Source organism: Bacillus sp. 5w2 (assembly GCF_054353775.1).
On the sequence record NZ_JBTIWT010000011.1, the window covers coordinates 131,511 to 143,945 of the forward strand.

16 protein-coding genes are annotated in these 12,435 nt (G+C 31.6%); 11 read left to right on the forward strand and 5 right to left on the reverse strand.

Annotation, left to right across the window (positions count from 1 at the left end; genetic code table 11):
• Positions 1-116 precede the first annotated feature (116 nt).
• From ACXY7N_RS18795 to ACXY7N_RS18810, 4 genes are all read right to left on the reverse strand, one after another.
• Positions 117-419, reverse strand: a complete 303-nt coding sequence (locus ACXY7N_RS18795; protein ID WP_071742405.1) for a hypothetical protein — start codon at positions 417-419, stop codon at positions 117-119.
• Positions 420-572: 153 nt separating this feature from the next.
• Entirely contained in the window at positions 573-1,775 is a 1,203-nt protein-coding gene (locus ACXY7N_RS18800; protein WP_000269247.1) for an MFS transporter, read from the reverse strand.
• Between the two features lie 295 nt (positions 1,776-2,070).
• Positions 2,071-2,505, reverse strand: coding sequence for an exosporium protein ExsC (gene exsC, locus ACXY7N_RS18805; RefSeq protein ID WP_000148801.1), 435 nt, complete (start codon positions 2,503-2,505; stop codon positions 2,071-2,073).
• Positions 2,506-2,674: 169 nt separating this feature from the next.
• Positions 2,675-2,827 (reverse strand): YqbF domain-containing protein, encoded by a 153-nt coding sequence (locus tag ACXY7N_RS18810; protein ID WP_071680000.1) that lies wholly within the window; start codon positions 2,825-2,827, stop codon positions 2,675-2,677.
• Between the two features lie 481 nt (positions 2,828-3,308).
• Here ACXY7N_RS18810 and ACXY7N_RS18815 point away from each other — a divergent pair, with 481 nt between their 5' ends.
• The 7 genes from ACXY7N_RS18815 to ACXY7N_RS18845 all read left to right on the forward strand — a co-directional run bounded on the left by ACXY7N_RS18815 (position 3,309) and on the right by ACXY7N_RS18845 (position 7,350).
• Positions 3,309-3,677 carry a hypothetical protein gene (locus ACXY7N_RS18815; RefSeq protein ID WP_064470057.1) on the forward strand — a complete coding sequence of 123 codons (369 nt, stop codon included), beginning with the start codon at positions 3,309-3,311 and terminating at the stop codon, positions 3,675-3,677.
• Positions 3,678-3,873: 196 nt separating this feature from the next.
• A complete protein-coding gene (locus ACXY7N_RS18820; RefSeq protein ID WP_098486850.1) occupies positions 3,874-4,659 on the forward strand; it encodes a class I SAM-dependent methyltransferase in 786 nt (261 codons plus the stop codon).
• Between the two features lie 69 nt (positions 4,660-4,728).
• Entirely contained in the window at positions 4,729-4,917 is a 189-nt protein-coding gene (locus tag ACXY7N_RS18825) for a DUF3970 family protein (RefSeq protein ID WP_000621878.1), read from the forward strand.
• Between the two features lie 77 nt (positions 4,918-4,994).
• Complete coding sequence (locus tag ACXY7N_RS18830) at positions 4,995-5,960, forward strand: nucleoside hydrolase (RefSeq protein WP_353811199.1); 966 nt, start codon at positions 4,995-4,997, stop codon at positions 5,958-5,960.
• 173 nt (positions 5,961-6,133) lie between these two features.
• Positions 6,134-6,376, forward strand: a complete 243-nt coding sequence (locus ACXY7N_RS18835; protein WP_016087459.1) for a GlsB/YeaQ/YmgE family stress response membrane protein — start codon at positions 6,134-6,136, stop codon at positions 6,374-6,376.
• A 77-nt stretch (positions 6,377-6,453) separates the two neighbouring features.
• Positions 6,454-6,849, forward strand: coding sequence for a hypothetical protein (locus ACXY7N_RS18840; RefSeq protein WP_000847586.1), 396 nt, complete (start codon positions 6,454-6,456; stop codon positions 6,847-6,849).
• Positions 6,850-7,203: 354 nt separating this feature from the next.
• The gene (locus tag ACXY7N_RS18845; protein ID WP_016087460.1) at positions 7,204-7,350 is read left to right on the forward strand and encodes a hypothetical protein; all 147 of its coding nucleotides are present in this window, start codon (positions 7,204-7,206) and stop codon (positions 7,348-7,350) included.
• Between the two features lie 709 nt (positions 7,351-8,059).
• Here ACXY7N_RS18845 and cotI read toward each other — a convergent pair.
• Positions 8,060-9,124 (reverse strand): spore coat kinase CotI, encoded by a 1,065-nt coding sequence (gene cotI / locus ACXY7N_RS18850; protein WP_353811200.1) that lies wholly within the window; start codon positions 9,122-9,124, stop codon positions 8,060-8,062.
• A 198-nt stretch (positions 9,125-9,322) separates the two neighbouring features.
• Here cotI and ACXY7N_RS18855 point away from each other — a divergent pair, with 198 nt between their 5' ends.
• From ACXY7N_RS18855 to ACXY7N_RS18870, 4 genes are all read left to right on the forward strand, one after another.
• Positions 9,323-10,477 carry a glycosyltransferase family 4 protein gene (locus ACXY7N_RS18855; RefSeq protein WP_016087462.1) on the forward strand — a complete coding sequence of 385 codons (1,155 nt, stop codon included), beginning with the start codon at positions 9,323-9,325 and terminating at the stop codon, positions 10,475-10,477.
• A 6-nt stretch (positions 10,478-10,483) separates the two neighbouring features.
• Positions 10,484-11,548: a spore coat putative kinase CotS gene (gene cotS, locus ACXY7N_RS18860; RefSeq protein WP_016087463.1), complete on the forward strand. Its 1,065-nt coding sequence runs from the start codon at positions 10,484-10,486 to the stop codon at positions 11,546-11,548.
• Entirely contained in the window at positions 11,545-11,982 is a 438-nt protein-coding gene (locus ACXY7N_RS18865; protein WP_016087464.1) for a hypothetical protein, read from the forward strand. The genes cotS and ACXY7N_RS18865 overlap by 4 nt, the downstream gene beginning before the upstream one ends.
• Before the next feature lie 82 nt (positions 11,983-12,064).
• Positions 12,065-12,435, forward strand: a 371-nt coding sequence (locus tag ACXY7N_RS18870) for a hypothetical protein (protein ID WP_488592553.1), incomplete at its 3' end; no start/stop codon positions are given.

A 12,435-nucleotide genomic window follows, 5' to 3' on the forward strand; every position in this document is an offset into this window, starting at 1 on the left:
ACATTGTAATAAATAAAGTTTAAATTTTTATAAAGAATTATTTAATTTCATATAAAAATTTAGGGGGAATTGAAAAAGCATGAATCTAGTGTAAAGTCAGATTCATGCCTAGTGTACTATCTTATGTTTTGTTTTTTGTGGATAAATGAAGCGGAAAGAAGAATGACAATGCCATTTAAAATATATACATTTACAATAGAAAAGGTTAGGTTGACTGCTCCAAAACTAGCTTTATTGAATATAGAAGTTAAAGCTGAAGTAGTCAAAAAGATAATGGGAGTTAACAGTAAAAATATGAAACCTGCCACAATTCTTCTTTTAAAGTTATGTTGAGAAAGGGAAATAGCTAAAAAGTTTATGATGCTAAACAGAGCTAATACAAAAATAAAGATAATAAATAACTGCATACCATCAGACAATTTCGCAACTCCTGTATATATCATGTTAGTATACTGTATTCGAAAGTGAAAGAGGGTACTCCTTTAAATAATTACAATAAGCGTAATAAATAAGGTTTTATATAACAAAGACACATGGATTAATCTAATATGATTCATGCGTCTTTGTTTATGTTATAAATTCGCAGATTGCGAAGGTTGTTTTTCATATTGTTTCTGTTTAGATAATGAAATGAAAATAATTAATAATGAAATGACGCCGAAAATTAAGACCATGTACTGCAATCCAATCGTATCTAAGAAGAAGCCTGTGCCGAGTAAGACAATTTGGAACATCACTCTCTCAAACATATTACGGAATGAGAAGAGACGGCCGTGATAGCTTTTTTCCACTTTTGTTTGGAAGATTGTCGACATAATAGGGAAGAAGCAGCCGACACTAAAGCCAAACAAGCCAAACGATGTAAGAGACATCCATTTTATATCACTAAAGAACAATGATAGATGTGCAAAAGCAGTACAAACTGCGAAGAAATATAGTAACTTTTCAGGTTTGAAATGATCAGATAGACGTTTAATAACGAAGGCACCTAACATAAATGCGACGCCTTCAATTGTATATATAAATCCTTTAATTGTCGGATCATGTTGCATTTCACTAATGTTAATTACCATTAAATTAAATCCAGCTATAAATAATAGAGGGATAATACTTAATATAAGTGCTGTAAAAGCAATTGGAATTCCTTTTAAAATACGAAATACTTCCATAAAACTATTATCTTTTGCAGCTTGTTTACTTGGTGTTGTTGATTTTTTATCTTCAAATTGTAGGAAGAATGTTGAGAGGAATAATAAAGCGTATGCTGCCATTGAGAAGGCATACATATACTGTAAACTCATTACAACTAAAAGAATTCCACCTAGTGAAGTACCTGCAATACGAGCGATTGTACCTACATTCATATGTACACCGTTCATCTGTAATAATTCATGCTCACGTACGATAAGTGGAATTACAGATTGTAATGCAGGAAAATAAAATGCTGCTGAAATTTGAAGAGCAACCATAAATGCAATCATAAAGGCGATACTTTCAAATTGGATAGCGAAAAACATGAAAATAACACTAATAACACGACCGAATCCGGCATAAAGAAGAACTTTTTTCTTTTCATACTGATCAATAATGCGACCAGCCATAGGACCAACTAGAACACCTGCTAATAGTCCGATAAATAATATAACTGATTTCATGAAATCAGAAGGGACATATTTTTGCATAAATTCAAGGTTACCAAGAATACCAAGCCATAACCCTAAACCAGCAATAAACTCCCCAATTAATACAATCCAAACATTTTTATTACGCCACATAATATAAAACCTCTCCGTCTTTTAAAATGAAAAACTCGTATATAAAACCTCCTTATTTTATGTATAATTTATAACGAATTTTTTTAGAGTCAGAGTCTATATTACGTGTTTCATGAATGGATTTCAATCTTTTTGATTTGTTAAAAAATTGATTTATTAGTTGGTGAAATAAGCAATAAAAACGTGAAAAATTAATGATGAAGTGTCTATTGAAAGTAAGGATACATATAAAAAAGCAAGAACGTACATAGTACGTCTCGCTTTTCTCAAGTACAAAATTAAATATTAGATTGGCTTAGCAGCATTTACGTTCTTGTCCAATAGCTAATGCGCTAAAAGATAGAGGACCAATAACTTCTGCACTTGCACCACTAGTTAGGTTTTCTACAGTTAATGAATATTGGTGTGTTCCACTGCCAACGTTTTGATCTATAGCTTGAAATGTTTGAGCATAGAATTGTTCAGAATCTGTAGATTCAATACCTACTTGTGTATTAAAAATTTCAATGTTATCACGGAAAATTCGGAATAAAATTTGTGAAATCTCAGTTATACCTTTTACGCCAACTGTAGCGATTAATTCTACTCGATTATTACGTGAATCTCTACTTGAAATTCTCAATTTCAAATTTGCTAGAATTGCTTTATTTGGAGAAGCTGGGATTGCAAAAGTTGTTTCACCAGTTTTACTTATAGGTTGAGTAGCCTGGTAATCAATGATATGAGTCATATTCGTCACCTCCTCATATACTAAAATATGAAAGTAGCAATGAAATAGCTTGGACAAATAATAGAATGTATTAAGAGAATGGAGCACAATTGTTGAAAAGAGGGAAATCGAATAAAGGCATCAAGAATATACCACAATTAGGTGATATTTTTCTTGATGCTTTTTGTAATTAAGCAGAATATTCTTCTTTACGCACTTCGAAAAATTCATTACGACGTAAGTAATTATAAACTTTCTCGGAAACCTCTTCTTCTTCAGACATTAAGAAACGATGATCAAAAGCATAGAATGATTGACCTTTAATTAATTTTACGTAGTATATTTTACACGCCTCCTCTAGCATAATTGGAACTTACCTAAACTTATGATGGCCTATATGCTTGTTAATCATACTTGGAGTTTCAAAGGATAGAAGCTAAACAAATTGAAAAAGCTTACAAAACTGTAATGCTGTTGTCACGTTTTCTGATAGTAAAAAATAACTAATTTCATCTATACTACAAATAAGTTACATAAAATAAGGGGGTAAAAAAGATGGATGAAGTGATTGGAGAAGTAGTAGCAGGTATTTGTGAATTTGTAGTTGAAGTAACGGCTGATGCTATTGGAAATTTAGTTTCCGGGAATGATGAGGAAAAAGAAACATTATAATAGTTGCTAAAAGTATACAGATGATCAAAATATAAAGGCTGATTTCTAAAGGGGAGTCAGTTTTTATATTTTTTTTACAATACATTAATTTTATTTGAATATTCATTTGTTATTATGTTTGTGAAACTCATAAAGGAGGTGAATAAATTAAGATGTCGAATTTAGGGATGGATTTATCTGATTCTCGTTTGATTGTGGCGAATGTGGAGGAAAAGGAATATCACTTTATTGTGCGTGAACATCCGATTGTAGGGAAAATTATATCGTTATTGGAAAATGGAAAAGAATATGGTTTAATAGATAAACAAATCGCTAATAATGATAAATTTATTAAATCGGAGCTTACTAAATTAGATTATTTTAACATTGACGTTCTATATTATACACCTGGATGGATATGGATTGGCATGGATCAATTTGGTTTACATGCTCGTGAGGCTACTTATAACGAAGTAGACGTTATTATGAAGTTGAAAGAGGATTTATATTATATAGATGTATATGAAAAAGTAAAAATGTAATAGATATTTAGTCAGGTTAGGGGACAAGTTCCCGTAGCCTTTTTTGTTTAATAATAAAACGTAAAATCTATATTATATTGATGATAGGACAGCATGGTAAGAAGTGAGCCGAAAAGAGGATTTGAAAATACATAAAGAGAACTTTAATTATTATATGAATTCTATATGTAAATAACAATAGAAAGAAGATGATAAAATGAGTAAAGAAGAGCTTGTAAAACAACAGTTTGGTAATAATGCGGAAAAGTATGTGAAAAGTAAAATTCATGCAAAAGGACCGGATTTACAATATGTAGTTCGACAAGTTGAGTCTCGTCATAATAAGCGTCTTCTTGATATTGCTACTGGTGGAGGACATGTTGCGAATGTATTAGCTCCATTGTTTCAAGAAGTAGTTGCTTTAGACTTAACAGAAAAAATGTTAGAGAATGCGAAAAACTTTATTATAAGTAATGGACATGATAATGTATCTTTCGTCGATGGAAACGCTGAAAGTTTACCGTTTTCCGATAGTTCTTTTGATACGATTACGTGCCGAATTGCAGCACATCATTTTACGAATCCAGCTCAGTTTATTTATGAAGTAAATCGTACGTTAGAAGATAATGGATTGTTTATTTTAATAGATAATGTTTCACCGGAAAATAATGAATACGATACATTTTATAATTTTATAGAAAAAAAGCGAGATCCGAGTCATGAACGAGCGTTGAAAAAAACAGAATGGATTACTTTGTTAGAAAAAAACGGTTTGCAAATGCAGTCATGTCTTACTTTTGACAAGAAGTTTGAATTTGACTGGTGGTGCGATATGATGAATGTACCTTTGCAGAAACGTATGAAGTTAACAGAATGTATGATGAAAACATCAGTTGAAATGCAAGAATTCTTTAACATTCAATATGAAAATAATAAAATTATATCGTTTTATACTGAAATGGCATTGTTTGTATGTAAAAAAAGCGCGACATTAAAAAGATAAATTTCTTGCAGTCTTTTCAATGTACGTTATACTTAGTACAGAGAAAATGAGAATTGAGGAAAAGTAATAATGATTCGCGTACGTATTGAAGGAACTGAAGAAGAAATGCTTGAATTTATGGAGAAAATGCCGGATATTCCTGGATTTGAAAAAACACATTTGAGAGAACCGAGAAAAGGAAATAATCCAAAATACGATTCAAGTAAAAATGTACTAGCATATTTATCTTATAAAAAGATCGAAGTCGCCAATAAATAGGCGGCTTTTTTAGTTTGCACCGTTTCACAGCCTTGTCTTTTTCACATAATAATAATAGTAGATTATGTTGAAGAGGGGTGAGGATAGTTAATAAGAAAATCATCTTTTTTGGAGACTTTGGTATTGACGATGCTGTGGCGTTAATTTATGTAAATAAAACATGTAAATTAGATATTTTAGGTATTGTTGCTGAATATGGAAATGTATCGCGAGAAATTGTAACGGAAAATGTGTATTTTTTAGAAAGATACTATGCTACAGAAGTAAAGATCATTGAAGGTGCAGCAAGACCAATGACAGCTGAAGAGCCATTATTCTTCCCAGAAATTCATGGGGATCACGGTTTAGGACCAATTATTCCACCTGATATGAGGATTTGTAAACGGGAAAATTTTTGTGAATTAATTAAATTAATTGAACCTTGTCCAGAAGATATTGTTATCGTAGCGACAGGACGATTAACAACATTGGCAACGTTATTTTTATTATATCCAAATGTAATGGATAAGGTATGTTCGTATTATATTATGGGCGGTGCTTTTTTATTTCCTGGTAACGTTACTCCTGTATCAGAAGCGAATTTTTATGGAGATCCAATCGCCGCAAATATTGTAATGAAGTACGCAAAGAATGCGACTATTTATCCTTTAAATGTCACGCAAGAAGCACGAATTACTCCTGAAATGTTGGATATTATTAATAAAGAAGGAACAGGGCAGGCAAAGCTTATTAAACCAATGATAGATTTTTATTATGAGAACTTTTATAAAAAAGAATACCCGGGTATTACTGGAAGTCCGATTCACGATTTGCTTCCGTTTATTTCATTTATAAATGATGATATTTTTGAATATAAAAAATCTGCAGTTTGGATTAGTACGACAAATGACGTAACAAGAGGACAAAGTGTAGCAGATTTTAGAAAAATAGCTGAGCCGACAACGTTTGATAATAGGCCTATTCAAAAAATTGCGGTTGGTTTTAACTATCCGGCTTTTAAAGAAGAATTTATGCGAACGATATTAAAGCCCGATTGTCCTTAATTTGTGTAATACGAACGGCATCAACCAGAAGACGAAAAAACTGGTCGTTCATTATTTTGAAATAATCTAATAGTTGATCTGTATGAATAACTAATGAAAAATGTAACATAACTAATGGTAAGCAATTGTTTCTAATTATAATTTGATTGGTGAAATATAAAGGAGGTTATCATATGATTTGGTCTTTAATCGTAGGTGGTATATTAGGATGGTTTGCAAGCTTAATTACTGGAAAAGACGTACCTGGTGGTGTAATTGGTAATATTATTGCTGGTATTATCGGTTCTTGGATTGGTACGAAATTACTGGGTAGTTTTGGTCCGGTAATTGGTGGATTTGCAATTATTCCAGCTTTAATCGGTGCGGTTATTTTAATCTTTATTGTAAGTTTCTTATTACGAGCAATGCGAAAATGAATGTAAGGACTGTTTACATTTGTAAGCAGTCCTTTTTATATGTTATGCTAGTATTATACAATCAGGAGGTGTCAGCATTGAAAACATTTACAGTAAATTTCCATCAAGAAGATAATGCTAAAGCGACAACAGTACATAAATTAAGTGAAGAGGACTTCAATAAAGCAACAGAAAAAGGTACTCGTCATCTATTTGATTTAGATACAAACGTTGGATTCTTTGTATTCTTTGACGCAGAAGATGCAGAAGGAAATGATCAATACTTAATGTTACAATACGAAGGAGATCATGAAGAGCCAACTGCGTGCTACGGATTTGATTTAAAATTATACTATCAATTTTTAGCACTATACTTAAATGATCTTGAGTTCCACGGTGAAACAGATGAGGAAGAGGAAGAGTATGGCCCAATTCATCATTTAGCTCACTTACTTTATCATATTGTTGAAGATGGTAAGTCAATCGAAGTGTAATATGTATACATATTTGAAGCTGTCCTATATTAGGGCAGCCTTTTTATTTATCGCGAATTAACAGGCAGTAAGACTCTCACCGTAAGTTTAGCTGTAAAGCAAAGAAGATGGGCGGGAGAGTAACTACTCGGAAAAGCCCGATTGGTGTGGACTAATAATCAGTGGGGATAGACGCTACCACACTAGTTAAATTTTCACTTTATACAATAAGAAATCGAATCAGTATATAATGCGCTAAAACAAGTTGAGAGTAGAAAATAAATCCTTAAAGAGGACGTTTGTTTATTCCTTCCATGTTTCAGTCGCAATACTTCTGTAATAATAGGCGTAACTAAATTCATGAAGGCTATTTCTATGCACTTAGATGTAAAACATTTTATTAAAGCAGCAGGATTAACCGTAATTACATCATTAAGTGGAGATAATACATGTGCTAATAATTTTGAATCTGTAAAAAGTATTATCACTACATTCTTAAATAAGTTAACATTCATCGATTAAATTTATATAAAAATTTATATAGACACATTATTTAGCGATAGTAATTTGTTTGCAATTGAAGATTAAACAAACTTTTAAAGGGAAATCGGATGATTCGATTCGTATTACAATGAGACAATACCGTTTAACTGTTATAAAGCGATAAATATATTAGATTTTACAGCTTTTGTTCAGCCGTTTGAAATGTCCATTGTCATGTTTTCAACGGATAGAGAAGCAAATGAGGTTTTTTATGAAGTGGAGGATTTTTACTAGTTACAAGTAAAGCAGTCTTTTATTGGGAAAAGAGTTGAATAACAAGTTAAAACTTAAAAACTATTGAATGAAAATAAAAAGCATGACGATTTTATGTCATGCTTTTTTTATTAATATACATAAAATTTATATAGTTTAAGTGTATGTGATATATAAATAATTTGTTATGAGTTAACACATAAAACTTTCTTTTTCGTATTCAGACCCATATTTAAACTTTATATTTATTATAGTAAGAAATACGTTACTTTATTTATATAGGAAAGATATCTTATTATAATTAAGGTGATTTTGAATCAAACTCAATTGGAACATCATTTCTAATATCGTATGTCTTCAATGAATGTAAAATCATTTTTTCTGTAATTGAAGCAACCTACTGATTTAAATTCGAAGATGTATTTGAACTGCAGGTTTAGTTTAAAAATAAATCATATCGAATAATTAAGTGACTTTAAAATTTATCTATTAATATATTTAATTCCTTTGATTTTATCCTTTCATACTCCATAGCTCCAGCGAGTTCATCAGCAAGTAGTGGGGCTTTTCTGACGTATTTTTCACGGATTACATCATATAACTCGTAAGGAAATAGCATATCGATAAACATGATTTTTTTTTGTTCAGCTGTCAATGGAGAAACGGATTCATATGCATTAATCATAATGTTAAATTGGTCTTCGTTCCATGTACCTGTTGTATCTAATAAAGGAATAATCATTTTACGTAAATCCCGAATCGGTAGATCGAATGAAACGGTATCTAAATCAATTACCCAAATTTGATTATTCGTATCAAGTAAAGAATTTCCTGTACCATAATCTTGGTGGCATAAATTTGGGGATACATGTAATTCTTCTGTCCACTTTCGATATTCAGACTCTAATAAACGTTGATACGTAAGTTTTGCTTCTGTAATAAAAGGATCGATTTCAGCTAAGTATAGTTGTGAAAAAGGGTCATCAATCAAAGTTGCAGATAGGTTTTTCCAAACCTCCATTTGTTGAAATCTTTTAATATAATGATTAGGCCAGCGACCTAATTTTGTAAAGATAGGTATACCTGGGGGTGGCTTATAACCAATTGAAGCTAAGTGAAAATCTGCTAATCCCTTCATAATCATTTCAAGATCTTCCTGCATAGCTAGTTCGAAAGGTCTACCTTCAATCCACTCGTATAAAACAAATAAAAATGGACCGTGTTTTGTATAGAGTTGGTTCTTTATATTAGGGATTATATTTGGAACACGCATGCCTTTTTTAGAAAGATAATCTTGAGCATGAATTGAAAATAAAGCTTTCTTTTCAGGGCGATGGATTCTTTTCAAACAAAATGGTCCATCTGAAGTATGAATTTTCCACACTAGAGCAAGTTGACCACCTTGTATAAGCTCGATTGTAGTTGTATGGATATCCCAATGTTTAATCATGCTTTCTGCTAACGATATTAACTTTTCCTCTTCTTCAGGTGATAGTATATATGCCGCTTCCTCATTTTGAATTTCCAAATATGTCACCATCCTTTTGTATTCTCTTATTACTTTATGGTGCATGGTCAATTTTGTTTGAGACATTCGCCTTTAAAATAAAAAAGTGATATTTTGCCTAATTTTGATTGTAAAGAATAGAAAAAACAATGAATAATTCACAATGATAAAACTTATTCCGTAACATATATTGAAAAGAATTGTATTTTTATGAAATAGGGAGGGTGAAAAATGAAGATTGCAATAATTTCTACTGAAAAGCTACCTGTACCTGCTGTAAGAGGGGGGGCTATTCAAATTTATATAGATTCCGTTGCCTCCATTATTGCCTCTAAAGGAAATGATGTAACAGTTATTTCCATAACAGATCCAAATTTAAAATCGGAAGAAAAAAAGGGTGGTGTAAGATATATACGCTTTGCAGAAGAGGGATATCTTTATGATATTCTGGAACATTTGAGAAATCAACAATATGATGTGGTTCATTTATGTAATCGCCCTAATTGGATTACGCTTTTAAGTGAAGTGGCAACAAAGACAAAATTTGTATTAAGTGTGCATAATGAAATGTTTGCGTATGAAAAGATGAGTGATCAAGAAGGAGAGGAATGTATTAAAGCTGTTTCAAAAATTATTACAGTTAGTGATTATATAGGAGAAACAATTACCTCTCGTTTTAAGATAGCAAAGCCTAAGACAAAAACAGTGTATTCAGGTGTAGATTTAAATGAATACTATCCTGCTTGGACTATAAATGGAAAAGAAGTTAAACGTTATGTAAAGAAAGAGTTGAATTTGCAAAATAAAAAGGTGATTTTGTTTGTTGGACGTTTGAGTAAAGTAAAGGGACCTCATATTTTGCTACAAGCTCTACCTAAAATCATTGAAAAAAACCCGGATATTGTAATGGTTTTTATAGGGTCAAAATGGTTTGGTGATAACAACGTAAACAACTATGTAAAACATCTATATACATTGGGAGCAATGTTTCAAAATAATGTAATCTTTATTAAATTTGTTAAGCCTAAAGATATTCCAACACTGTACGCTATGTCAGATCTTTTCGTTTGTTCTTCTCAGTGGCAAGAACCTCTTGCAAGGGTACATTATGAAGCGATGGCGGCGGGATTACCAATTATAACTAGTAATCGGGGTGGTAACCCTGAAGTAATTGAAGAAGGGAAAAATGGCTACATTGTCAATGATTTCGAGAACCCTGATGCATATGCAGAGAAAATTATTAATCTATTAAATAATGAATCTACGAGAGTTCAAATGGGGAAATATGGACGTTTAAAAGTTGAAAAGGATTTTGGTTGGAATCGTGTTGCCATGAATTTAATTGGAGTATATAAAGAAGTGCTATTGAATTCAAGGGGAGGATGAAGAGAATTGGAAGAAATAGCTGGATTAGAGAAAGAACATTTAAATAGAATTCTTAGTTTTTATCCATTTGAGGTAAATAATATTATTCTACAATCAAGTAGAAGCGGAAGAACTGTTTGGGAAGTGGAGACAAATGCAGGGTTAAAAATATTAAAACAAGCACATATGAAACCGAAAAGAATGTTATTTATTGCGGGAGCACATTTACATCTTTTTCAAAAAGGGTTGCCAATTACAAAAATGCATCAAACAAAAAGGGGGGGATATTGTATTGGAGCGGATGAGTATGCATATGTATTATATGATAAACATCAAGGAAAAGAAGTGATTTATTATAATAAAGAGCAATTGGAAAAAGTGCTTATATATGCAGGTAGGTTTCATCAAGCATCAGAAGGATATATTCCGCATCCAGAAAGTAAAATGAGAAGTCGATTAGGAAAATGGCATAAGTTATATAGATGGAAATTGCAAGAATTAGAAGGGAACAAAAGAATTGCACAATCTTATCCTAATGATGTGTTTTCGAAAATGTTTTTAGAATATGTTGATAAAATGATAGTCCGTGCCCAAAGGGCATTACAAGATATTGATGAACCATTTTATAATGAATGGACAAAGCAAGTAATTGCATCTAAAAGTTTTTGTCAACAAGACTTTACATTGGCAAGATTTGAGGAAATAGATGATGCTATTTTTATGAAGGAGTTACATTCTATTACAAATGATTTACCAGTAAGAGATTTGCGTATTATTTTAAATAAAGTGATGAAAAAAATGTCAGTTTGGGATGTTGATTTAGTAATTCATATGCTGAGTGCTTACGATTCAGAAAATCAGTTAACTGAAAAACAATATCGCATACTTTGGACGGATTTAACGTTTCCTCATTTATTATGTTCAATTGCACATAAATATTATTTAGGGCAAAAGCGTTCTTGGTCTGATGAAAAATATATTTGGGCATTACAAAATATAATCGCACTTGAAGATTCTAAGGAGGGATTTTTATCTCGATTTTCAGATGTTTATGGTGAAATCAAGAATAAGAGTGGAGGGGGAAGAAAATGAATTTAGAACCAGAAGAAATAGTCATACCTATTTTAGATTTAGAAAAATTTATGTTTTCTCCACCAGGACCGATGGGATGGGAAATGTCAGAGTATGAGCAAACATTAGAGAAACAAAAAGACATTGTACTTGATGAATCATCTATATTAGAGAACTTAGCGATCATTCAAAATATAGAGTTAGTAGAGTTACCGACAGTAGGATTACTAGAGTTAGAAACAATAAGTAGTAAAACAGACACACTAGTTAGGAAAATTGATGATGGAATCTATGATGAAGATATTCAAATCGTTGAAGAGGAATCCGTACAATTGGAGTCAATTACTACTGAGCCAGAAAAACCAAAAATTAAAATAAAAATTGTTACTCCTAATGATCCATTAAAAAGACCATGGATAGCTGAAATTTTAAAGCCTTTCAAGGGAAAAGAATAATGAAAAGTCCGCAATTACAACAATCATTTTATACTTTCTAGCATATTTTAAATATAAATCAAATAAGGAAGGAGTTATGTAAATGGCTGATGTAAAAAGAGTAAAAATAAAAATAGATTTTGAGAATGGCTTCAGTATTAATTCTGATCAAGAAATACAAGAGGTATTAAAACTCTTGGCTGAAGTAATTCAATCTGGTGCACATACTGGTATAGAAGTAGAAGTTCAATATGTTGATGAAACAGAAATAACCTTTACTGAAGAAGACGAAGAAGACGAAGAAGACGAAGAAGACGAAGAAGACGAAGACGAAGAAGACGAAGAAGACGAAGAAGACGAAGAAGATGAAGAAGATGAAGAAGATGAAGAAGACGAAGAAGACGAAGAAGACGAAGAAGACGAAGAAGACGAAGAAGACGAAGAAGATGAAGAAGATGAAGAAGATGAAGAAGA

Coding starts and splice junctions, on each gene's coding strand:
- exsC (WP_000148801.1), bottom strand. CDS start 2,505: ATGACTCATATCATTGATTACCAGGCTACTCAACCTATAAGTAAAACT.
- cotI (WP_353811200.1), bottom strand. CDS start 9,124: ATGGTGACATATTTGGAAATTCAAAATGAGGAAGCGGCATATATACTA.
- ACXY7N_RS18835 (WP_016087459.1), top strand. CDS start 6,134: ATGATTTGGTCTTTAATCGTAGGTGGTATATTAGGATGGTTTGCAAGC.
- ACXY7N_RS18800 (WP_000269247.1), bottom strand. CDS start 1,775: ATGTGGCGTAATAAAAATGTTTGGATTGTATTAATTGGGGAGTTTATT.
- ACXY7N_RS18845 (WP_016087460.1), top strand. CDS start 7,204: ATGCACTTAGATGTAAAACATTTTATTAAAGCAGCAGGATTAACCGTA.
- ACXY7N_RS18825 (WP_000621878.1), top strand. CDS start 4,729: ATGATTCGCGTACGTATTGAAGGAACTGAAGAAGAAATGCTTGAATTT.
- ACXY7N_RS18820 (WP_098486850.1), top strand. CDS start 3,874: ATGAGTAAAGAAGAGCTTGTAAAACAACAGTTTGGTAATAATGCGGAA.
- ACXY7N_RS18865 (WP_016087464.1), top strand. CDS start 11,545: ATGAATTTAGAACCAGAAGAAATAGTCATACCTATTTTAGATTTAGAA.
- ACXY7N_RS18815 (WP_064470057.1), top strand. CDS start 3,309: ATGTCGAATTTAGGGATGGATTTATCTGATTCTCGTTTGATTGTGGCG.
- ACXY7N_RS18855 (WP_016087462.1), top strand. CDS start 9,323: ATGAAGATTGCAATAATTTCTACTGAAAAGCTACCTGTACCTGCTGTA.